General features: G+C 72.4%; 21 protein-coding genes, 1 pseudogene and 1 riboswitch. Of the genes and pseudogenes, 9 read left to right on the top strand and 13 right to left on the bottom strand.

The window, feature by feature from the left end:
• Positions 1-145: 145 nt before the first annotated feature.
• On the bottom strand, positions 146-649 hold the full coding sequence (gene def / locus ACFY3L_RS03445; RefSeq protein WP_389318280.1) for a peptide deformylase: 504 nt from the start codon (positions 647-649) through the stop codon (positions 146-148).
• A 163-nt stretch (positions 650-812) separates the two neighbouring features.
• On the opposite strand from def, the gene ACFY3L_RS03440 reads away from it, so the two are divergent.
• Positions 813-2528, top strand: a complete 1716-nt coding sequence (locus ACFY3L_RS03440; RefSeq protein WP_389318278.1) for a substrate-binding and VWA domain-containing protein — start codon at positions 813-815, stop codon at positions 2526-2528.
• A 51-nt stretch (positions 2529-2579) separates the two neighbouring features.
• On the opposite strand, the gene ACFY3L_RS03435 is transcribed toward ACFY3L_RS03440, so the two are convergent.
• Positions 2580-3758, bottom strand: coding sequence for a chorismate-binding protein (locus ACFY3L_RS03435; RefSeq protein ID WP_389318276.1), 1179 nt, complete (start codon positions 3756-3758; stop codon positions 2580-2582).
• 132 nt (positions 3759-3890) lie between these two features.
• Here ACFY3L_RS03435 and ACFY3L_RS03430 point away from each other — a divergent pair, with 132 nt between their 5' ends.
• On the top strand, positions 3891-4100 hold the full coding sequence (locus tag ACFY3L_RS03430; RefSeq protein ID WP_360560719.1) for a DUF5999 family protein: 210 nt from the start codon (positions 3891-3893) through the stop codon (positions 4098-4100).
• 21 nt (positions 4101-4121) lie between these two features.
• On the opposite strand, the gene gcvP is transcribed toward ACFY3L_RS03430, so the two are convergent.
• From gcvP to ACFY3L_RS03415, 3 genes are all read right to left on the bottom strand, one after another.
• The gene (gcvP, locus tag ACFY3L_RS03425) at positions 4122-6953 is read right to left on the bottom strand and encodes an aminomethyl-transferring glycine dehydrogenase (protein ID WP_389318274.1); all 2832 of its coding nucleotides are present in this window, start codon (positions 6951-6953) and stop codon (positions 4122-4124) included.
• A 75-nt stretch (positions 6954-7028) separates the two neighbouring features.
• A riboswitch (glycine riboswitch) is annotated at positions 7029-7123 on the bottom strand.
• A gap of 90 nt (positions 7124-7213) precedes the next feature.
• On the bottom strand, positions 7214-8257 hold the full coding sequence (locus tag ACFY3L_RS03420; RefSeq protein WP_389318272.1) for a hypothetical protein: 1044 nt from the start codon (positions 8255-8257) through the stop codon (positions 7214-7216).
• A gap of 91 nt (positions 8258-8348) precedes the next feature.
• Positions 8349-8891 carry a peroxiredoxin-like family protein gene (locus ACFY3L_RS03415; protein WP_389318270.1) on the bottom strand — a complete coding sequence of 181 codons (543 nt, stop codon included), beginning with the start codon at positions 8889-8891 and terminating at the stop codon, positions 8349-8351.
• Between the two features lie 77 nt (positions 8892-8968).
• Here ACFY3L_RS03415 and ACFY3L_RS03410 point away from each other — a divergent pair, with 77 nt between their 5' ends.
• Positions 8969-9616, top strand: a complete 648-nt coding sequence (locus ACFY3L_RS03410) for a TetR/AcrR family transcriptional regulator (protein ID WP_389318268.1) — start codon at positions 8969-8971, stop codon at positions 9614-9616.
• Here ACFY3L_RS03410 and ACFY3L_RS03405 read toward each other — a convergent pair.
• The 5 genes from ACFY3L_RS03405 to ACFY3L_RS03385 form a co-directional block, all read right to left on the bottom strand.
• A complete protein-coding gene (locus ACFY3L_RS03405) occupies positions 9576-10796 on the bottom strand; it encodes a DUF1501 domain-containing protein (RefSeq protein WP_389318266.1) in 1221 nt (406 codons plus the stop codon). The two genes, ACFY3L_RS03410 and ACFY3L_RS03405, sit on opposite strands and share 41 nt — an antisense overlap.
• Before the next feature lie 35 nt (positions 10797-10831).
• Positions 10832-12262 (bottom strand): DUF1800 domain-containing protein, encoded by a 1431-nt coding sequence (locus tag ACFY3L_RS03400; RefSeq protein ID WP_389318264.1) that lies wholly within the window; start codon positions 12260-12262, stop codon positions 10832-10834.
• A gap of 575 nt (positions 12263-12837) precedes the next feature.
• Positions 12838-12969 (bottom strand): hypothetical protein, encoded by a 132-nt coding sequence (locus ACFY3L_RS03395; protein WP_389318262.1) that lies wholly within the window; start codon positions 12967-12969, stop codon positions 12838-12840.
• Between the two features lie 36 nt (positions 12970-13005).
• A complete protein-coding gene (locus ACFY3L_RS03390; RefSeq protein WP_389318261.1) occupies positions 13006-13137 on the bottom strand; it encodes a hypothetical protein in 132 nt (43 codons plus the stop codon).
• Between the two features lie 48 nt (positions 13138-13185).
• Entirely contained in the window at positions 13186-14082 is an 897-nt protein-coding gene (locus tag ACFY3L_RS03385; RefSeq protein WP_389318259.1) for a LysR family transcriptional regulator, read from the bottom strand.
• 71 nt (positions 14083-14153) lie between these two features.
• Between ACFY3L_RS03385 and ACFY3L_RS03380 the strand changes: the two genes are divergently transcribed.
• The 3 genes and pseudogenes from ACFY3L_RS03380 (at position 14154) to ACFY3L_RS03370 (ending at position 16553) form a co-directional block, all read left to right on the top strand.
• A complete protein-coding gene (locus ACFY3L_RS03380; protein ID WP_389318257.1) occupies positions 14154-15122 on the top strand; it encodes a dihydrodipicolinate synthase family protein in 969 nt (322 codons plus the stop codon).
• 19 nt (positions 15123-15141) lie between these two features.
• The gene (locus tag ACFY3L_RS03375; protein WP_389318255.1) at positions 15142-15555 is read left to right on the top strand and encodes a hypothetical protein; all 414 of its coding nucleotides are present in this window, start codon (positions 15142-15144) and stop codon (positions 15553-15555) included.
• A gap of 165 nt (positions 15556-15720) precedes the next feature.
• Positions 15721-16553: pseudogene (locus tag ACFY3L_RS03370) on the top strand (PhzF family phenazine biosynthesis protein).
• Between the two features lie 97 nt (positions 16554-16650).
• On the opposite strand, the gene ACFY3L_RS03365 reads toward ACFY3L_RS03370, so the two are convergent.
• The gene (locus tag ACFY3L_RS03365; protein ID WP_389318253.1) at positions 16651-17223 is read right to left on the bottom strand and encodes a chaplin family protein; all 573 of its coding nucleotides are present in this window, start codon (positions 17221-17223) and stop codon (positions 16651-16653) included.
• Positions 17224-17417: 194 nt separating this feature from the next.
• Here ACFY3L_RS03365 and ACFY3L_RS03360 point away from each other — a divergent pair, with 194 nt between their 5' ends.
• On the top strand, positions 17418-18008 hold the full coding sequence (locus ACFY3L_RS03360; RefSeq protein ID WP_389318251.1) for a hypothetical protein: 591 nt from the start codon (positions 17418-17420) through the stop codon (positions 18006-18008).
• A gap of 17 nt (positions 18009-18025) precedes the next feature.
• Here the strand turns inward: ACFY3L_RS03360 and ACFY3L_RS03355 are convergent, their stop codons facing one another.
• Positions 18026-18928 carry an NADP-dependent oxidoreductase gene (locus ACFY3L_RS03355; protein WP_389318249.1) on the bottom strand — a complete coding sequence of 301 codons (903 nt, stop codon included), beginning with the start codon at positions 18926-18928 and terminating at the stop codon, positions 18026-18028.
• A gap of 116 nt (positions 18929-19044) precedes the next feature.
• Between ACFY3L_RS03355 and ACFY3L_RS03350 the strand changes: the two genes are divergently transcribed.
• Positions 19045-19443, top strand: coding sequence for a winged helix-turn-helix transcriptional regulator (locus ACFY3L_RS03350; protein ID WP_389318247.1), 399 nt, complete (start codon positions 19045-19047; stop codon positions 19441-19443).
• 19 nt (positions 19444-19462) lie between these two features.
• Here ACFY3L_RS03350 and ACFY3L_RS03345 read toward each other — a convergent pair whose 3' ends face one another.
• Positions 19463-20056: a DedA family protein gene (locus ACFY3L_RS03345; RefSeq protein WP_389318245.1), complete on the bottom strand. Its 594-nt coding sequence runs from the start codon at positions 20054-20056 to the stop codon at positions 19463-19465.
• 14 nt (positions 20057-20070) lie between these two features.
• On the opposite strand from ACFY3L_RS03345, the gene ACFY3L_RS03340 reads away from it, so the two are divergent.
• Positions 20071-20451 carry a DUF1992 domain-containing protein gene (locus ACFY3L_RS03340; RefSeq protein ID WP_389318243.1) on the top strand — a complete coding sequence of 127 codons (381 nt, stop codon included), beginning with the start codon at positions 20071-20073 and terminating at the stop codon, positions 20449-20451.
• The last annotated feature ends 16 nt before the right edge of the window (positions 20452-20467 follow it).

The following is a 20467-nucleotide window of genomic DNA, read 5'->3' as shown; positions in this document are numbered from 1 at the left end:
GGCCGCGTCACCGTGTGGCGCGCGGCTGCGTCACAGCGTGGAGCGCGGCCGCGTCACGGCGTGAAGCACGGCCGCGTCACCGTGTGGCGCGCGGCTGCGTCACAGCGTGGAGCGCGGCCGCGTCACGGCGTGAAGCACGGCCGCGTCACCGTGTGGCGCGCGGCGCGAACTGGGACCGGACGGCACGCAGCGCCTGGCGGCGGGCGTCGCCCTTGAGCGTGTCGACGTAGAGGACACCGTCGAGGTGGTCGGTCTCGTGCTGCAGCGCCCGGGCGAGCAGGCCGCTGCCGGAGACGGTGACCGGCTCGCCGTGCTCGTCGAACCCTTCGGCGGTGGCGTGCATCGCCCGCGGCGTCGGGAACCACAGCCCCGGGATCGACAGGCAGCCCTCCTCGCCGTCCTGGGCGCCGTCCAGCGCCGTGATCGTCGGGTTGACGAGGTAGCCGACCTGCTTGTTCGCCGCGTACGAGAAGACCCGCAGCCCCACCCCGATCTGCGGCGCGGCGACCCCGGCGCGGCCCGGCTCGCCGGTCACCGTGTCGAGCAGGTCCCGCACGAGCGCACGCAGCTCGGCATCGAACGAGGTCACGGTCTCACAGGGGGTGCGGAGCACGGGGTCGCCCAGCACGCGGATCGGTCGGATCGTCACGCGTCACAGGCTACGTCGGGGCGGAGTGAACGATCGTTGACGAGGGCCTAAACTGTGCCGACTTCCCACCCCCGGAGGCACACCCATGGCCTACCAGGCCGACAGGGCGGACGTGCGGTCACACCGCAAGAGCCCAGCTCAGCGCCGATCACGACGCCGGTTGGTGATCATCGGCGCGGTCGTCGCCGCACTCGTCGCCGGCGGCGCCGCGTACGCCGGCACCCGGCTGCTGCGACCGTCCTGTGACGGCACGGTCACCGCGAAGATCGTCGCGTCGCCGAGCACCGCACCGCTGCTGCAGTCCCTCGCCAAGTCGTGGACGGACAGCGACCCGGCGGTCGCGGGGCGTTGCGCCCGCGTCGATGTCACCGCCGGGGAGACCGCGTCGATGGCGCAGGCGCTCGGGACCGACTGGGACACCAAGGCCGGCCCCCCGCCGGACGTGTGGGTGCCGGACTCGACCGCGTGGGTGCGGCGGGCGTCGACCGCGGCGATCGCCGAGCGGATGATGCCGGACCTGCAGCCGATGCTGGCCCGCACCCCGTCGGTCCTCGCCATGCCGAAGCCGATGGCGGAGGCGCTCGGCTGGCCCGGCGGCGAGCTGTCGTGGCAGGACGTCATCAACAAGGTCGCCGCCGACCCGCAGGGCTGGGCGAAGTACGGCAAGGGCGACTGGGGCAGGTTCAAGTTCGGGATGAGCGACCCGCTGCAGTCCACCGCCGGCCTGCTCGCCCTGATGGCGATCCTCGACGGCAACGACGACGGTGAGGTCACCGCCGAGGAGCAGGCGACCCTCGCCAAGCTCAAGCAGGAACGCGCCGTCTACACCCCCACCACCGCCGCGCTGCTCACCGACCTCGGCAAGGCCGACGGCCAGGGCGACGCCGCCGCCCTGCAGTACGTGTCGGCGTTCCCCGCCCTCGAGCAGGACGTCCTCGCCTACAACAAGACCAACCCGAAGGTGCCGCTGGTCGCGGTGTACCCGTCCAACGGCAGCGCCGACGCCGACAACCCGTACCTCATCCTCGACGCACCGTGGGCGCAGAAGGACAAGCAGGACACGGCGCGGCAGTTCCTCGCCTACCTGCGCGGGCCGCAGGGGCGCAAGGCGTTCCTCGACGCGGGGTTCCGCGACCCGAACCGCGACGGCGGCACCGCGCTGACCGCCGACAACGCGTTCAGCGCGAAGATCAAGACGGTGCCGCGGGCGGTGCTGCTGCCGGAGTCGGTCAAGCAGTCGATGGACTCGTGGACGGCGCTGACCCGCCCCACCAACGTCCTCATCGTCCTGGACATCTCCGGCTCCATGGCCGAGCAGGTCCCCGGCACCGGCCGCAACCGCATGCAGCTGGCGAAGGACGCCGCCCGGGAGGCCGTGCAGCTGTTCGACGGCGACGTCGACGCCGGCCTGTGGGTGTTCTCCACCCGGCAGAACGGCCAGCAGGACTACCGGCCGCTGATCCCGATCGGCCGGGTCGGCGACCAGGTCAACGGCAAGTCCCGCCGGGAGCAGATGGTCGCCGCGATCGACAAGCTCACCCCCGTCGGCGACACCGGCCTGTACGACACGGCCGCCGCCGCCCAGCAGGCCGTGGTCGACGCGTACCAGCCGGGCGCCACGAACCTCGTGGTGCTCATGACCGACGGGAAGAACGACGACCCGACCGGCGGCCTCAGCCTCGACCAGCTGCGCCCGAAGCTCGAGGCGAACGCCGCGTCGGACAAGAAGGTGCCGATCGTGACCGTCGGATACGGCAATGACGCGGACTTCGCCGCGCTGCAGGAGATCTCCCGGGTCAGCGGCGGCACCCTCTACACGTCGAAGACCGCGTTCGACATCAACGAGGTCCTCCTCACCGCCATCTTCGGCAAGGTCTGACGGACACGCGGCGCCGGTCCGCTCCCGACGAGCGCGGGCCGGCACCCGCCGTCAGGCGCCGAACGCGGCCTTGATCGGGGCGGCCTTCGCGGCGGCCTCGGCGACCTCGGCGGCCGGGTCGCTGTCCCAGACGATGCCGCCGCCGGCCCACACGTGCGCGAAACCGCTGGCGACGGCGACGGTGCGGATCGTCAGGCCCAGGTCGACGCGGAGCCTGCCGTCGGGGCCGTGACCGATCCAGCCGGCGGCGCCCATGCTCGGGCCGCGCCCGACCGGCTCCAGCGCGCTGACGACCTCGATCGCGGCGAGCTTCGGCGCGCCGGTCACCGAACCGCCCGGCCACACCGCACCCAGCAGGTCCGCGAGGCCGACGCCGGGCTCCAGGTCGGCACTGACCGTCGACTCCGCCTGCCACAGCCGCGACCAGCGGCGGATCGTGAACAGCTCGTCGACGCGGACGCTGCCGGTGCGGGCGACCCGGCCCAGGTCGTTGCGCTCCAGGTCGACGATCATGACGTGTTCGGCGCGTTCCTTCGCCGACGCCAGCAGCTCCGCACGGCCCTGCCCGGTCGCGGGGCGGGTGCCCTTGATCGGGCGGGTCACGGCCCGGCCGCCGGCCACCTCGACGAGCGTCTCCGGCGACGCGCACGCCACCCACCAGTCGCCGTCCGCGCCGGACAGCACCCCGCCGTACCTGGCGCCCGGCAGCGCCGCGACCCTGGCGAGCGCCGCGCGGGGATCGCCGGCGAACGGCGCCCTGGCATGGCCGACGACGTTGGCCTGGTAGACGTCGCCACGGGCGATCGCCGCCCGGACCGCCTCGACCGCGGCGGCGTGCTCCTGCGGGGTCCAGCTCGGCGTCCACGGGCCCACCCGGGGCTCGTCGGACACGGCCGGCTCCGCGAACAGCGGCGGGGTGTGGGCGTAGACGACGGCGACGAGGTCCGGCACGGCCGGCGCCGGGGACGCCACGGCCGACGGCGGCGCGAGGAGCACGGCCGCGCCGCACACCGCGTCCGTCACCGTCCGTGACCGCGACACGTCGGAGACGGGCAATCCGGCGTCGACCAGGAACGCCTCCAAGAGTTGCAGAGGGTCACCGCCGTCGCGGGAATGCCACTCCAGCCGGGAACGCTCCCAGACGTGCGGCCGGCACGCCGGGACCGACCCGGGAGGGTGAAGATCCACCGTCCTGGGCCAATACCCGACGACCGGTCCTAATGGGCTCATACGAATGGCGGATTATCCCCAAGTTGTGCCGTCACATGTGCGGAATCGTGTCGTTGGCCGTAGTAGCGTGCATCACTGGTCATGTGAACCACCCCACAGGCCCCACCAGAACCTCTCAAACGGAGACCCCGGATGCTCTGCCAGCACCAACCAGCGTGCCCCTCGGCCCACGACTCCGACCACGAAGCCGCCAGGATCCTGGCCTCACACCCCGAGCAGGGGTGGAGCCTCCTGTGCAACGGAGTGATCGTCTTCGAGGACACCGGAGAGCTCCTACCTGACTGCAGCGTGATCGAACCGCACCGCGGCCCGGCCATGCACGTCCTCGTCAAAGCAGCCTGAGCGATCACGCTCCGTGATCGTTCACTCCTCAAAGGCTGACGCCGGCGGGCACGAGCAGACCAGGTTCCGGTCGCCGTAGCTGTCGTCGATCCGCCGCACCGGCGGCCAGTACTTCGCCACCGACACCCCCGCCGGGTACGCGGCGATCGACCGCGGGTAGGCGTGCGACCACTCGTCCGCGGTGACGACCGCCGCCGTGTGCGGCGCACCCGCCAGCGGGTTGTCCCCTGCCGGCCACTCCCCCGACGCCACCCGGTCGATCTCCTCACGGATCGCGATCATCGCGTCACAGAACCGGTCCAGCTCCGCCAGGTCCTCGCTCTCCGTCGGCTCCACCATCAGCGTGCCGGACACCGGGAACGACATCGTCGGCGCGTGGAACCCGTAGTCGATGAGCCGCTTCGCGACGTCCGCCACGCTCACCCCGGTCGCCTTCGTGATCGTGCGCAGATCCAGGATGCACTCGTGCGCGACCAGGCCCTCGCTGCCGCTGTACAGCACCGGGTAGTGCTCCCGCAGCCGCGCCGCCACGTAGTTCGCCGCGAGGACCGCCGTCGCCGTCGCCTTCGTCAGCCCGTCGGGGCCCATCAGCCGCAGGTACGCCCACGGGATCGGCAGGATCCCCGCGGACCCCCACGGCGCCGCCGACACCGGACCGACCGGGGCCGCCTCGCCGCCCTGCTCCAGGATCGGGTGCGACGGCAGGAACTCCGCCAGGTGGGCACGGACCGCGACCGGGCCGACACCCGGACCGCCACCACCGTGCGGGATGCAGAACGTCTTGTGCAGGTTCAGGTGCGACACGTCCGCCCCGAACTGCCCCGGCTTCGCGTAGCCCAGCAGCGCGTTGAGGTTCGCGCCGTCGACGTACACCTGCCCGCCCGCGTCGTGCACCTTCGCGCACAGGTCGGAGATCCCCGTCTCGTACACCCCGTGCGTCGACGGATACGTCACCATGATCGCCGCGAGCCGGTCCCGGTGCAGCTCGATCTTCGCCTCGAGGTCACCGAGGTCGACGTTGCCCAGCTCGTCACACGCCACCACCGCGACCCGCATGCCCGCCATGACGGCGCTCGCGGCGTTCGTGCCGTGGGCACTCGACGGGATCAGGCACATGTCCCGCTGCGTCTCGCCCCGCGAGTGGTGATAGGCGCGGATGGCGAGCAGACCCGCCAGCTCGCCCTGCGACCCCGCGTTCGGCTGCAGCGACACCGCGTCGTAGCCGGTGACCTCCGCCAGCCACCGCTCCAGGTCACCGATCAGCCGCCGGTAGCCCTGCGTCTGCGCCGCCGGCGCGAACGGGTGCACGTTGGCGAACTCGGGCCAGGTGATCGGCTCCATCTCCACGGTCGCGTTGAGCTTCATCGTGCACGAACCGAGCGGGATCATCCCCCGGTCGAGCGCGTAGTCCATGTCGGAGAGCCGCTTCAGGTAGCGCAGCATCGCGGTCTCCGACCGGTGCGTGGAGAACACCGGGTGGCTCAGGTAGTCGCTGGTGCGGCGCAGGTCGGCCGGCACCACGTCCGACGTGTCCAGCGCGGTCACGTCGACGTGCGCGAGACCGAACGCGGCCAGGACGTCCCGCAGGTGCCCGAACGTCGTCGTCTCGTCACACGCGATCCCGACCCGGTCGGCGTCGACGTGCCGCAGGTTGATCCCCCGGTCAGCGGCGGCGCTGACGACGTCCTTCGCCCTGCCCGGCACCACGGCCGTCACCGTGTCGAAGAACGCCTCGTGCTCGGTGGTGACACCGCCGGCCCGCAGCCCCGCCGCGAGCCGCACCGCCATGTCGTGCGTGCGGGACGCGATCTCCCGCAGCCCGTCCGGGCCGTGGTAGACGGCGTACATGCTGGCCGTGACCGCGAGGAGCACCTGCGCGGTGCAGATGTTGCTGGTCGCCTTCTCCCGCCGGATGTGCTGCTCACGGGTCTGCAGGGCGAGCCGGTAGGCGGGGGCGCCGTCCGCGTCCTTCGACACGCCGACGAGCCGGCCCGGCAGGGTGCGCTCAAGGCCCTTGCGGACCGACATGTACCCGGCGTGCGGCCCGCCGAAGCCCATCGGCACGCCGAACCGCTGCGCGCTGCCGACCGCGACGTCCGCGCCGAACGCGGCCGGCTCCCGCAGCAGGCACAGCGCGAGGAGGTCGGCGGCGAACGTGACGATCGCGCCCTTGTCGTGCGCCCGCTTCGTGATGTCCGCGAGGTCACGGACCGCGCCGGACGCGCCGGGGTACTGCAGGTGCAGGCCGAAGAACTCCTCCGGCAGCTCCTCCGTGCGCAGGTCGATGGTGCGCACGTCGATGCCGAGCGGCTCCGCCCTGGTCCGGATGACGGCGAGGGTCTGCGGCAGGACGTCGCTGTCCACGACGTACACGTCGGCCTTGACCTTCGACGAGCGCCGCGCCAGGGTCATCGCCTCAGCGGCGGCGGTCGCCTCGTCGAGCAGCGACGCGCCCGCGACCGGCAGCCCGGTCAGGTCCGTGATCACCGTCTGGAAGTTGAGCAGCGCCTCGAGGCGGCCCTGGCTGATCTCCGGCTGGTATGGCGTGTACGCCGTGTACCACGACGGGTCCTCGAGGACGTTGCGCAGGATGACCGGCGGCGTGTACGTGCCGTAGTAGCCGAGGCCGATCATGCTGACGAGCGTCCGGTTCGCCGACGCGAGCGCCCGCAACTCCCCCAGCACCTCCGCCTCCGACGCGGCCAGGGGCAGCTGGAGCGGCTGGTGCCAGCGGATCGAGCCGGGGATGGCCGCGGTCATCAACGCCTCGACGGAGTCATACCCGACGGTCTTCAGCATCGTCGTCTGCTCGTCCGGCGACGGTCCGATGTGCCTGCTGGCGAAACTGGTCATTGGCCACACTCTTTCGGATCCGGGGTCGGGGCTGCGAACGTCCCTCCCCCTCTGTCGTGTGGCCTCCAGAGGTGCCAACCCGTCGCGGTCCTTCTGCCTGAGAGGTTCCGGGGAGGATTTGCCCCTTCGGCGTCGCCCTGAACTCAGGCGATCTCTCCCGCGCGGGTATTGCCGGCGATGCCTAATCTACCGGTTCTTTGACCATGGTCACGCAGCCGTGGCCCACACCACAGCCCGTAGCGCTTCCTAGGACGCTAGGTTTACGGCTTACAACGGGCTGAATTCGCGTCGACCATCAGGAGACTGCCGTCGACCGCCTCGAAGTCGCTGCCCTTGAGCGTCTTCAGCGCGTTGAGCTGATCGTTGCTCCACCGGTCGTCCTGCGTGCCGGAGAAGAACCACGGTGACCCGTTGTCGGCGAGGATGGCGCCGTACTGCTTGAGCGCCTGCGCCACCACCCGCGCCTGCGCCGGGAACTTCGAGATGTCGACGCCCGCCTTCAGCCGGAACCGGGCGCCCATCGGCGGCAGGTTCGCGTCGGTGCTGCTGGACGCCGCGTGCCGCGCGGGCCACACGTACGCCTTCTGCGTGCGCGGCGCGGTGAACCGGATCGCGTGGTCGATCCTGCCCTTGGCGACCTCCTCGGCGCGCGGCAGCCCGGCGAGGATCGACAGCCCCGCGGCGTCCGCCGACGTCCAGCCGGCCTTGCGCAGGTCGTTGCGGCGCAGGTCGAACACCGCCCCGGACCCGGCCTTCCACGACCCGTCCGCGTTCGGGTGCGCGGCGTACAGCTCGTACACCTTGCACGCCGCCGTGTCGTGCACGATGACGTGCCGGTCCCCGTCGGCGTTCGGCCCGCCCTCGATCCTGGCGTTGCGCGGGATCGGGTACGGGCCCTTGTCGCTCTCGTCCGCGTAGTCGAAGGTGACCTTCACGCCGGCCTGCCCCTGCCCGACGGTCGTGACCGGGATCCCGAACGGCGCGCCGTCGATGAGCCCGGCGCCGAAGTCGGGATGCGCGTGCGCCTGCGCCCCGATGCTGCCGACCCACGTCGCCGAGTCCCGGTGCACCGGCAGCTTCGACACGTCGGCGTGCCACACGTTGTCCGCCGGGAAGACCGTGCACGCCCGTGGGGCGGACACCCGCGCCGACGGTGCCTGGCTCACGCTGCCGAGCCCGCCGGCACCCTGGGCCGCGGCGCTCGCCGGGCCGGCCGCCGGGGCGGCCTTCTTGCCTGACGAGCCGCACCCGCTCACACCCATGGCGATGACAGCGACAACGGCCAGCGCGGCGCTGCGCTTCACTGATCCTCCTCGGTCGGCACCCGATCCTCACGGACCCGCCCGCACAGTACGCGCACCCCGTGTCCGCCCTGCCGCGTTCCCGCCCCTCCGGTCAGCGGGCCCGGGCGGCGAGGGCCAGGAGCTCGTCGACGGACCACTGGTCGTAGGCGTGGTCGCCGTACTTCGAAGCGAGCACCGTGCCGTCGGGGGCGATCAGGAAGTCCGCCGGGAGGCCGAAGCGGCCGCCGGTCGGGATGAGCGATGGCGGGCGTTCGCGGCCGCGGAGCAGGGCCCACGTGCTGCGGGCCACGGCGCGCAGGATCGTCGGCCAGACGCGCGGGTTGAGCAGGGCGCGGCGGGATGACTCGACGCCGAACTCGCGGTACAGCCGCTTCTGCGGGTCGGGGACGACCGCGAACGGCAGGCCGGCCACATGGGGACGCAGCTCGGCGGCGCTGGAGTGGAACACGACCACCTCGCGGACACCGGACGCGGTGATCTCGTCGTGGCGGCGGACGATCGAGCGCAGGTGGAGGTTGCAGACCGGGCAGCCGGCGAAGCGGCGGAACTGCAGGTGCACCAGCAGCGTCGGGTCCGGCACGGCGACCGGCTCCCCCACGACGACCTGCAGGCGCCGGGTATCGACGACGAGCATGACCCCTCCTTCCAACGTAAGCGTACAACGTACCCTTACGGGCAAGCGTAAGCGTATGACGTACGCTGTCAAGTGCCATGCCTCGACCGCGATCACTGACCTCCGCCCAGATCGCCGCGGCGGCGCTCGCGGTGCTCGACCGTGACGGGCCGGCCGGGCTGACCATGCGCGCCGTCGCCCAGCAGCTGGGCATGGGCACGATGAGCCTGTACCGGTACGTCGACGACCGCGACGAGCTCGAAGGCCTCGTCGTCGAGCTGGTGCTCGGCGCCGTGGACCCCGCACCGCCGGAGGGTGGCGGCTGGCAGGAGCGGATCACCGTCATGGTGGAGCGGGTGCGCGTCGCGGTCGGCGCCCACCCGGCCGTCGTCCCGCTGACGATGACGCACCGGCACCGGTCGCCCGCCATCCTGCGCTGGTCGGAGACGGTGGTCGGCATCCTGGCCGAGACCGTCACCGACCCGGGGCGCAGGGTCGTCGCGCTGCGGGGGCTGCTGTCGTACCTCATCGGCGCGATCCAGCTCGAGCACCTCGGACCGCTGTCCGGCCCCGGCACCGGCGCCATCGCCGCGCTCGACCCCGCCGCTTTCCCGAACATGCGGCAGCTCGGCGGGGCGGCCCGCCAGGTCGACGCCGACGCGGAGTTCCACGGCGGCCTCGACCTGCTGCTCGAAGGCATCTCGGTCAGCGGCGGGCGGTGGCCAGCTCGTACGAGGACGGGGTGACGTTCGGGAAGATGCCGGTCAGCGACCCGACGCCGCAGCGGCGCTGGAGGAGCTCACCGATCACCGACCGGTAGTCGGTGGTGGAGGCGAGGTCGCCGGCGGTGAGCTTGGCCGGGGCGAGGCCGGGCCAGATGCCGTGGACCCGGCCGCCACGGACGTTGCCGCCGAGCAGGAGCATGGCGTTGCCGTTGCCGTGGTCGACGCCGCGGGAGCCGTTCTCCGCGACGCGCCGGCCGAACTCGCTGAGCGTGACCAGCGTGACGCGGTTGAAGGCGTCGCCGAGGTCGGTCGCGAACGCCGCCAGGGCGAGGGCGAGCTCCGACAGGTGCTCGTGCATCCGCTGGCCCTTCACGGGGCCGCCGAGGCCCTCGTGCATGTCCCAGTCACCGAAGTCGACGGTGGCCGCCATCAGGCCGACGTTCGCCTTCACGAGGCGCGCGACGTCGCACAGCGCCTTGCCGAGGGCGGTCGACGGGTAGGTCGCCGCCGGGGTGTACGCGCCGAGCGCCGCGACGGTGCCGAGGGTGGCGTTGACGGCGCGGGCCGGGTCGGCCATGACCGCCGGGGCGCCGTCGAACAGCTTGGCGATCGTCGCGGCCATCGGGGTCTTGGCGTCGTTGCCGGAGAGCTTGAAGCCGTCGACGGACGACATCGACACGTCCGGGGACGGGCCGGCGAACGCACGGGCCGGCGACGTCGCGCCCATCGCGACGCCCGCGGTCGGGGCGGACGCGCCGGTGACCCCGAGCATCCGGTCCAGCCAGCCGGTGCGCACGGACGTGCCGGCGGCGGCCCGCTCCATCTCCTCCATCGCCTGGAAGTGCGACCGGGACGGGTTGGGCTGGCCGACCGCGTGGACCGCGCCGAAGGTGCCGGCGGTCCAGCGCGGCAGCAGCGGCGCGAACGCCGGGTGCAGGCCGAACATCCCGTCCCCGGCGATCACCGACGCCTTCGGCACGGCGATGGTGGGCCGGGCGGCGTAGTAGTCGGGGTCGCCGATCGGGACGACGGCGGACAGCCCGTCGAACCCGCCGCGCAACGACAGCACGACGATGGTGTCGCCGGTGTACGGCGTGCCGGCGAACGCCAGCCGGGTGGCGAGACCCTCGCCCACGAGCCCGGTGAGCGCGGCACCCGCCCCGATCACGGCGGCACGGCCCAGCAGCCCACGGCGCGACATACCGGTTTCAGCAATACAACAATCCATCATGAAGATCACCTGGCCAGGTAGTAGGGCGAGTCGAGGATCAGGGCGATGAGGTGCGGCAGCCGGCCGGCGACGGCGGGGTCGGTCGCCTTCAGCGGGCTCGACGCCGACTTGTTCAGGAAGCCGAGCAGCACCGCGGTGTGCGCCGCCTGCAGGGGCTGCCCGACGAGCCGGGTCGCGAGGGCGTCCACGAACGCGCCGTGCGTGGCCGGCAGCTTCGGCACCAGCGACGCGAGGATCGACGCCGGCCGCACGAGCTGCTTGGGGTACCAGCCGGCGGCGAGGTTCAGGTGCGCGTTCCAGCGGATCAGCAGCCCCGACGGGGCGGTCCAGGCGGCGGCGACGTCCGGGTAGCCGTTCGGCGGCGCCCACCGCATCGGCGCGTGCCCGGCGGCGACGAGGTAGTTGTACAGGGCGCGGACCCCCTCGGTGCCGGACGCCTCCGGCTGCAGGCCCAGCAGGCGGACCGTCCCGATGAGATCCTCGAACGGCGTGCGGACCTTCGCCCCGACGGACGCGGCGAACTCCGGCGACGTGAACAGCGCGCGCAGCACCGGCGCGATTGCCGATTTCTGCTGCAGGTACACCTCCCGCAACCGCTGCACGAGCGCCGCCGGCGGGTCGTCGGCGACGAAGCGGACGCAGAGCTTGCGGGCCACGCGCTCGGCGGTGGCCGGGTGCTGGGCGAGCATCTCCACGAAGGCGAGCGCGGCCGCCTCCCCGCCGCCGGCGGTCGCGTTGTCGTGCCGCCAGCCGAGGATGGTGACGGCGCCGGTCGCGTGCTGGGTCGCGTCGAACTTGTACAGGCCGGTGGTCTTGTCGACGGTGAGGCCGGTGAGCAGCCGCGCGGCGTCCTTCACGTCGGCCTCGGTGTAGATCAGCCCGACGGTGTGCAGCTCCATGAGCTCGCGGGCGTAGTTCTCGTTCGGTTTCGCCTTCGTCGAGCTGCGGTTGTCGAGGTACGACAGCATCGCCGGCGACGTCGCGGACGCCTTCAGCAGGCCGGCGAACGTCCCCAGGGCGTGCTGGCGGATCAGGGTGTCGTAGGCGCCGCGGCTGTCCCAGACGTCGCTGGACGGGCAGGTGACGTTGAGGTGGTTGGACCACAGGTCGACCATGACCTCGAGCAGCTGCCGGTTGCTCCACGCGGCGCGGGCGACGGCGGCGGAGCCGAGCTGCTGCATGGCGTCCCAGCCGCCGGACTTCATGGCGCCGGCCTTCACCCTGGCCCGCACGCCGGCGATGTCGAGGCTGCTCAGCGGGTAGCGGGCGAGCAGCTTCGTGCACCCGGCGTCGTCGATGGTGGCCGGGGCGAGCTGCCGGTCCAGCCACGCGGTAGCGCCGAGTTTGCGCAGCTCGGCCTCGCTCGCGGGGGTCGGCCCGAAGGTGGCGCGGCGCAGCAGGTGCAGGACCGGGTCCTGAGGGGTGAAGGCGGTCACGCAGTCCAACGTCGACACCCCAGCGCCCGGCCTGACCCGCGCGCCCGCCGCGCTCCTGCACGGCAACCGCTCCGCACCACCGCATTGCCGAATTACCGAGCCCAACAATCCAGTCCCGCCGCCAAGCGAACGACGCGACCAACACGGCCGAACGACGGGTCCGCTCAGATGCCCGCCTGCCGCATTACCGAATTGCCGCCCCCAACAATCCGCCCGCCGGCCGCCCCACCCGCGCAGCCAGCGGCGACCAAGACAACGAACGCCCAAGAACACGAACGACCAAGAATACGAACGACAGGCCAAAACCGCCCCGACCACGGCAACGAGCCACGGACCAGCGAACCGCCGCAACCACGGCAACCATGGCAACCACGGCAACCACGGCAACCAACGACAGATCAGAGAACCACCGCGACCAACACGGCGAGCGACGGGTCCGCGAAAACACCCTAGCCCACCCACCCGATTACCGAATTGCCACGCCCAACAATCCCATCGCAACGACCGAGCAGACGGCAACGCAGCGACCAGCACAGCGAGCGACGCGTCCGCGAAGTCCCCGCCCGCCGACCGGATTAGCGAATTTCCGCACCCAACAATCCCGTCGCAACGACCGAACAGACAACGACGATCACGACCGGCATCCCGTGCAACCACGACAGGTCCGCCAGCACCACCAACCGCACCGCAACGACCAGCGCGGCCAACGACGAGGTCCGCGACGAGGTCCGCTCGCCGTCGGATTAGCGGATTGCCGCACTCAACAATCCAGTCGCAACGACCGAGCAGACAACGACGACCACGACCGGCATCCCGTGCAGCCACGACAGGCCCGCCAGCACCACCAACAGCACCGCAACGACCAGCACGGCCAACGACGAGGTCCGCGACGGGGTTCGCGAACATGTCCGCTCGCCGTCGGATTAGTGGATTGCTGTGCCTGACAATCCGGTCGCGGCGACCGAGCGGACGGTGGCGACGAACTCGGCGATCGACGGGTGGGAGCCGGTGCCTGCCCGGTAGGCGAATCTCGTCCGTCGTCTCGTCGTCAACGGGGTCAGGACGACGCCGGGCGGCGGCGATGGTGGGCGCAGCGCGAGCTCGGGGACGACGGCGACGCCCTGGCCGGCGGCGACGAGGGTCAGCACGGTCACGAAGTCGTCGGCGTGGTGCCGGGCGCGGGGCAGGAACCCGGCCGCCTCGCACGCCCGGACCGTCATCGTGTGGCACAGCGTCCCCGGCCCGGCGAGAATCCACGGCTCGTCCCGGCACCGCGCGAGATCGAGGGGCCGGGTCGCCGCGAGGTACATCGTCTCGTCCAGCAGCGGCGCCGTGTCCAGCGCCGGGTCGGGGGCGATCGGCACCAGGTCGTAGTCGTGCACCAGCGCGACGTCGAGGGTGCCGTCGCGCAGCCGGGCCGGGACGAGCGCCGGGTCCAGCTCGTCGACGGTGAGGTCGAGGGCGGGGTGCTCCCCCGCCAAGGCGACCAGCGCCGCCGGCAACAGCGTCCGCATCGCGGTCGGGAACGCCCCGATCCGCAGCGGCCCCGACAGCCCCGTGCGGGTCGCGGCGAGCGCGGCGGTGGCGCGTTCGAGGGCGGCCAGGACGTCCTCGGCGTGCGCCGCGAGGACCGCGCCGGCGGCGGTGAGCGTGACACCGCGCCCGGTGCGGGCCAGCAGCGCCGCGCCGGCCTCCCGCTCCAGCGCGGCGAGCTGCTGCGACACCGCTGACGGCGTGTAGTTGTGGGCGGCGGCGACGGCGGCGATGGTGCCGCGGTCGGCGAGGTCGCGCAGGAGGCGCAGCTTACGCACGTCGAGCATCAGTTCAGCTTATGCTCGGCGCCACGAATGTGAACTGGACCTTCCGCTCGCGTGGCAGCGACCCTGAAGGCATGGAGCTTGAAGGGATCTTCGTGCCGCTCGTGACGCCGTTCGCCGCCGATGGGTCGGTGGACCTCGCCGCGCTCGCCGGCCTGGCCCGGCAGGTGCTCGACGACGGGGCCGCGGGCCTGGTCGCGCTGGGCACCACCGGGGAGCCGGCGACGCTGGCCGAGGGCGAGCAGGCCGCGGTCGTGGCCACCTGCCGGGAGGTTTCCGCGGTGTACGGCACGCCGCTGCTCGTCGGGGTCGGCGGCAGCTCGACGGCGGCGACGGTGGACGCGGTCCGGCACGCCCGCGGCGACGCCGCGATGGTGGTCGTGCCGCCGTACACCCGCCCGGGCGCCGCCGGTGTGCTCGCCCACCTGCGGGCCGTCGCCGCCGCGTCGCCGCTGCCGGTCGTGGTGTACCACGTGCCGTACCGGACGGGACAACCCCTGGACGTCGACACCTTGCTCGCGATCGCGGCCATCCCGGGCGTGGCCGGCATGAAGCTGTCCGACGGCGCGGTCAGCGGCGACACGGTGACGCTGCTCGGCGGGCTGCCGGAAGGGTTCGCGGTGCTCGGCGGCGACGACACGGTCATCGGCCCGCTGCTCGCCCTCGGTGCCGCCGGCGGGATCCTCGCGTCGGCGCACGTGGCGACGGACCGGTTCGTCGCCCTCGCGCGGGCCTGGCGGGAGGGTGACGTCGCCACCGCCAGGCGGCTCGGACCCGCCCTCGCCGCGCTGTCGGCGGCGCTGTTCGCCGAGCCGAACCCGGCCGTGGTCAAGGCGGTCCTGCACGCCGCGGGCCGGATCCCCGCCCCGGACGTGCGGCTGCCGCTGCTGCCCGCGTCCCGGGCCGCCCTGACGAACGCCAAGGTCGCTTTCGAGGCGCTCCAGCACATACCGGACGGTTCGACCAGCTCGTCACGGTGGCACGTTCGGGGGATTCCGGGCAACGGAACAGGCCGTACCGTCGATGTCGTCACCAAGCGTTAGCAACTGAGGGGGAACATCCATGAGCGAGTTCGACACCGGCGCCGACACCGACTTCGGCCACGTCGAGGCGGGTCAGGACCACGAGTCGCTGAACCAGCTCCACGAGGTCGACGCCAGCCAGAACAACTACGACTCGCAGTTCGGCGTCTTCGAGCAGGACCACGCCTCCGCCGAGAACACCAGCTTCGACCAGGGTCACCAGGTGTCGTACACCGACGCGAGCGGCGCGACGTACCAGGAGTCGGACTTCACCTCCTACGACCACTCCGCCGCCGAGACCGACCACGTCTTCGCCGCCGAGGGCTCCGAGTCGGCATCGTCGAACGAGTTCCACGAGCTCGAGGCCCTGCAGGCCCGCCTCGACTCGTCGTTCGCCTCCGCCACCGAGCTGCACACCGAGGGTGGCGGCCAGCTGGGCGTCGCCTCCAACTGAGCGCCAACTGAGCGCCTGCTGAACACCTGCTGAGCACCACCCCGGCGCCGGTCAGCCCCGCAGCTGACCGGCGCCGGCGTCTGTCCAAAGCAGTGGCGGTGCTTACAACCACCCGGCGCCGATTGGACCGCGCCGCCGCGCCCGCACCGGCCTAGCGTCGGGTGCATGGAAATCCTTCGGTACAGCGCGTTCACCACGGACCCCAAGGGCGGCAACCCGGCCGGGGTGGTGCTCGACGCCGCCGGCCTCGACGAGCCGCGATGCAGGCCATCGCCGCCGACGTCGGATACTCCGAGACCGCGTTCCTGTTCCACGAGGACGGGCGCGTCCGGGTGCGCTACTTCAGCCCCCTGGCGGAGGTGCCGTTCTGCGGGCACGCGACGATCGCGACCGCCGCCGCGTACGCGGAACGCTTCGGGCTCGGACCGCTGCGCTTCGAGGCCCGGGTCGGCACGATCGAGGTGGAGACGCGGGTCGGCGAGGACGGGCTGACCGCGACGCTGCGCAGCGTGCCGCCGCACACCTCGCCCATCGCCGACGCGACGGTGCGGGAGCTGCTGGACGCGCTGCGCTGGGACGCCGCCGACCTCGACCCGGCGCTGCCGGTGCGGGTGGCGTACGCGGGGGCCAGCCACCCGATCGTCGCGGCCGGCACCCGGCAGCGGCTCGCCGACCTCGACTACGACGTGCCCGCGCTCACCGCCCTGATGGCGCGGCACGACTGGACCACGGTCGACCTGGTGTGGCGGGAGTCGGCGACGGTGTTCCACGCCCGCAACCCGTTCCCGCCCGGCGGCGTGTACGAGGACCCGGCGACCGGCGCCGCGGCGGCCGCGTTCGGCGGCTACCTGCGCGAGCTGGGCCTGGTCGAGGTGCCGGCGACGCTGCGGGTGCACCAGGGCGGCGACATGGGCCGGCCCAGTCTGGTCTCCGTCGAGCTGGACGCCGACCCTGGCAGCGGCGTCGCGGTCACCGGCACCGCGGTGCCGATCGACTGACGAAAGCAGCGTTGGCCGGTGTACCGCGGGGAGGGCTGATCCACCGCGGCCCATCGGCCAACGCTCTACGATCCGAGGCAGGCGGCGCCTCTACGGCTCAGCAGCTGGACGCGAACCCGATCAGCGCGACCGAGTTGCACGACACGTTGATCGGCACCTGGACGGTGGTCGAGGACTGGTTGCCGTTGAAGAAACCGACGTTGTAGCCCGTGGTCCAGTCACCGTTGCTGTTGTAGGCGTACGCTCCGCCACCACCGTTGCCACCGTTGCCGCCGTACGAGTTGCCGTTGCCGTACGAGCTGTTGTGGTAGGAGTTGCTGTTCGCGGAGTGCCGCTTGTTCTTCTTCTTGTGGCTGTTGGCGTTCGCGTTGGCGCTGCCGTTGCCGTTGCGGTGGTAGCCGTTCGAGCTGCCGGCGCCGCTGTAGCTGCCGCCGTTGCCGTTGACGGCGTAGGCGCCGCCGTCACAGTTGGCGTTCGCGAAGCCGACGATCGCCACTGCGTTGCCGCAGATGTTCACCGGAACCTGGACCGTGGTCGAGGTCTGGTTGCCGTTGAAGATGCCGACGTTGGGGCCACTGTTCCAGTCGGCGTGTGCGGCGGTGCCGGTGAGCGCGAGGCCACCCAAGGACAGCGCGGCGATCTGCACCGACCGGATGAGCCAGCGATTCATGATGACGACCTTTCGACGAGTGATCGACGGTGAACGTCCGTCGCGACCCCCACTTAACCCGAAATGCGAGTCATGGACGGATATTTCGCGAAAAACGGTCACGCAATGCACCCGCAAGGTTACGTAATGTAGTGACCTACGGCGTGGCGCCTTTGCGTCAGCGACCCTCACCGATCTCCGCCACACTGGACACCATGCCCGCCGCACGCATGCCCGCCGCACGCACGGCCGCCGCCGCGATCATCGCCGTGCTCGTCGCCGGCACCCTCGCCGCATGCAGCCCCGCCCGCGAGCCGCTCCTCGCCGTCGGTCGCGACGCCGACGGCCGGCCCGTCGCCCACCTGTACCTGTGCGGCGACGACCACGTGGCACACAACGCGACGCTGTACCTGAACAACCCCTGGTCGTCGCCGACACCGAGCGCCACCATCACGCCGAGCGGCGCCGCCCCGGCGTCCAGTGGGTCCGGCAGCGTCTCGATGGGCGCGCTCTGGTCGATCTGGAACAGCACCGGCATCGGCAACCTGTGGGCCATCCCCATAGGCACCACACCGGACGGCTGGCGCGACGAGCTCGACCCGCCGCGCCCGCTCGCGCTCACCGCCACGGGACGCTACGTCCTCGGGGCGTCGACCGCCGTGCCCCGGCCCAGGTCGGTCTTCTTCACCCTCGGGGACCTGGACCAGCTCAAGGACGGCGAGGTCTGGGGCCACACCGGGCGCCGGGGCGACGAGCGGGCCACCACCCTGAAGTCGTTCCGCGAGAAGGCCGCCGGGTCCTGCTGAGGCACCCGGGCGGCGGCTCAGGGGACGATCACGACGCCGCCGCGGACGCCGCCCTGGGCCAGCCGCTCGTGGGCGGCCGCCGCGTCGGCGAAGGGGTACACGCCGGCGACCCGCAGCGGGATGTCGCCGCTGGTGACGAGCGCGGCCAGCTCGCCGAGCCGGGCGCCGTCCGGCTGGACCTCCAGCGCGAAGGTCCGGATGCCCCGCACCGGCTCCGGGCGCAGCGGGGGCGACGCGGCCACGTAGCCGCCGCCGTCGCGGACGAGGTCCAGCAGCGAGGGGCCGACCACGGCCAGGTCGACGACCGCGTCGAACGTCCCGGCCGGATCGGCGGAGCGCGGCAGGAACGCCGCGCCCAGCGACTCGACGAACTCCCGGTCGTCGGCGCCGGCGAGTCCCGTGGCGTGCAGGCCGGCCGCCCGGGCCAGCGCGAGGACGAACCCGCCGACCTGACCGGCGGCGCCGGTGACCAGCACGGTCGAGCCCGCCGGCAGCGCGAGCAGGTCGAGGGCCTGGGCGGCGGCGAGGCCGTTGGTCGGCAGCGTCGCCGCCTCGGTGGCGGGGACGCCGGTGGGCGCCGGGGCGAGCCAGGCCGCGTCGAGCACCACGTGCTCCGCATGGGCGCCGGCCGTGGTCCGCAGCCACGGTGAGAAGCCGATGACCTCGTCACCGACCGCGAACCCCTCGACCGACGGGCCGAGGGCGTCGACAGCGCCGGCGACGTCCCAGCCGGGCGTATACGGCAGCCCGGTCGGCAGCGGCGCCGGGAACCGGCCCGAGCGAATCATCAGGTCGACGGGGTGGAGCACGGACGCGGCGACCCGCACCCGGACCTGCCCCGGCCCGGGCTCGGGCACCGGCACGTCGGCGACGTGCAGGACCTCCGGCCCACCGAACTGTGCATAACTGACAGCGCGCATCGCCGTCTCCTCCGCGAAGTGAAGTGCAGTGCAGTGATCACCACGACCGTACGAACGGGCAGGCACCATCGGTAAGTAGGTACCGTGAAGTGCCTGAGGCACCGGAGGAGGACACCATGGCGACGACGAACGCGGCACAACGCCGCGAACAGGCGAAACGTGAGTACGACGCGTTCCTGGCCGGCTGCCCGACCCGGGAGCTGCTGAGCCGGCTCACCGACAAGTGGGTCGCGCTGGTGATCCCGGCGCTCGCCGGCGGGCCGCAGCGGCACGGCGAGCTCGCCCACCGCATCGCCGGCGTCAGCCAGAAGATGCTCACCCAGACCCTGCGCACCCTGGAGCGCGACGGGCTGGTCACCCGCACGGTGACCGCCTCGATCCCGCCCCGCGTCGACTACGAGCTCACCCCGCTCGGCCACGAGCTCTACCCGGTCATGGTCTCGATCAAGAACTGGGCGGAGACGCACATGGACCGCGTCTTCGAAGCCCGCGCCGAGTTCGACGCGCGTCCCTGATCAGGAGCCCAGGCGGCGCTCAGTCGGGGGTGGCACGGTGTCGGCGGCGCCACACGTACACCAGCGGCAACGACACCAGGAGGACTCCACCGACGATGAGCGCGGGGGTCTCGTAGCGGTGCAGGAAGGCGCGGACGCGGTCGAGGTTGCCGCCGGCGAAGGCGCCGACCGAGACCCACAGCGCCGTCCACAGCGCGCCGCCGATCGCGTCGCGGATGGCGTACTGGCGCCAGGGCAGTGCGATCGCACCGGCGATGAGGCCGTTGGTCTGGCGCAGCCCGTCGATGAACCGGGCGACGACCACGATGTTGCGCCCGCGGCGGGCGAAGAAGTCCTCGGCGCGGGCCAGCCGCCGCTCGGTCAGCCCGACCCGCCGGCCCCACCGCAGGATCACCGGGCGGCCGGCCCGGCGGCCGAGCCAGAAGCCGAGGTTGTCGCCGGCGACCGCGGCGGCGAAGGTGATGGCGACGACCACCGGCAGGCTCATCGTGCCGCGCCCGGCGAGCACCGCGGCCGCCACGACCACGCTCACCGCGGGCGTGGGGATGCCGATCCCCTCCAGCAGCACGAGCAGGGCCAGGGCGGGATAGCCGTAGCGCTCCAGTTCCTCCACGGGACAATGAGATCATGTCGAGTTGGTACGAGTCACACATCGACCGGCAGATCCGCGAAGCACAGGAGCAGGGGCAGTTCGACAACCTGCCGGGTGCCGGGAAGCCGCTGCCGGACCACGGTGAGCTGTACGACGAGGACTGGTGGATCAAGGACCTCGCCCGGCGCGAGGGGCTGCCCGGCGGAGTGCCGCCGACGCTGCGGCTGCGGCGTGAGGTCGAGGACCTGCCGGAGCGGCTGCCGTCCCTGCGCACCGAGGAGCGGGTCCGCGCGGTCGTCGAGGACCTCAACACCCGCATCGAGCAGGCCCGGCGCGGGTTGATGGACGGCCCGGCGACGATCCTGCCGGCGCTGGACGTGGAGGCGGTGCTCGACGACTGGCGAAAGGCCCGTTGACACGGTGGCGTAGCGC

This window comes from Dactylosporangium sp. NPDC000521 (assembly GCF_042898305.1).
GTDB lineage: Bacteria > Actinomycetota > Actinomycetes > Mycobacteriales > Micromonosporaceae > Dactylosporangium.
This window is presented reverse-complemented; position numbering and strand designations above follow the sequence as displayed.

Bases quoted from the DNA above. Each gene is read 5' to 3' on its own strand.
- ACFY3L_RS03380 (WP_389318257.1), top strand. From the start codon at position 14,154: ATGGAGCTTGAAGGGATCTTCGTGCCGCTCGTGACGCCGTTCGCCGCC.
- ACFY3L_RS03355 (WP_389318249.1), bottom strand. From the start codon at position 18,928: ATGCGCGCTGTCAGTTATGCACAGTTCGGTGGGCCGGAGGTCCTGCAC.
- ACFY3L_RS03360 (WP_389318251.1), top strand. From the start codon at position 17,418: ATGCCCGCCGCACGCATGCCCGCCGCACGCACGGCCGCCGCCGCGATC.
- ACFY3L_RS03375 (WP_389318255.1), top strand. From the start codon at position 15,142: ATGAGCGAGTTCGACACCGGCGCCGACACCGACTTCGGCCACGTCGAG.
- ACFY3L_RS03385 (WP_389318259.1), bottom strand. From the start codon at position 14,082: ATGCTCGACGTGCGTAAGCTGCGCCTCCTGCGCGACCTCGCCGACCGC.
- ACFY3L_RS03340 (WP_389318243.1), top strand. From the start codon at position 20,071: ATGTCGAGTTGGTACGAGTCACACATCGACCGGCAGATCCGCGAAGCA.
- ACFY3L_RS03415 (WP_389318270.1), bottom strand. From the start codon at position 8,891: ATGCTCGTCGTCGATACCCGGCGCCTGCAGGTCGTCGTGGGGGAGCCG.
- ACFY3L_RS03365 (WP_389318253.1), bottom strand. From the start codon at position 17,223: ATGAATCGCTGGCTCATCCGGTCGGTGCAGATCGCCGCGCTGTCCTTG.
- ACFY3L_RS03410 (WP_389318268.1), top strand. From the start codon at position 8,969: ATGCCTCGACCGCGATCACTGACCTCCGCCCAGATCGCCGCGGCGGCG.
- ACFY3L_RS03435 (WP_389318276.1), bottom strand. From the start codon at position 3,758: ATGAGCCCATTAGGACCGGTCGTCGGGTATTGGCCCAGGACGGTGGAT.
- gcvP (WP_389318274.1), bottom strand. From the start codon at position 6,953: ATGACCAGTTTCGCCAGCAGGCACATCGGACCGTCGCCGGACGAGCAG.
- ACFY3L_RS03430 (WP_360560719.1), top strand. From the start codon at position 3,891: ATGCTCTGCCAGCACCAACCAGCGTGCCCCTCGGCCCACGACTCCGAC.
- ACFY3L_RS03350 (WP_389318247.1), top strand. From the start codon at position 19,045: ATGGCGACGACGAACGCGGCACAACGCCGCGAACAGGCGAAACGTGAG.
- ACFY3L_RS03405 (WP_389318266.1), bottom strand. From the start codon at position 10,796: ATGTCGCGCCGTGGGCTGCTGGGCCGTGCCGCCGTGATCGGGGCGGGT.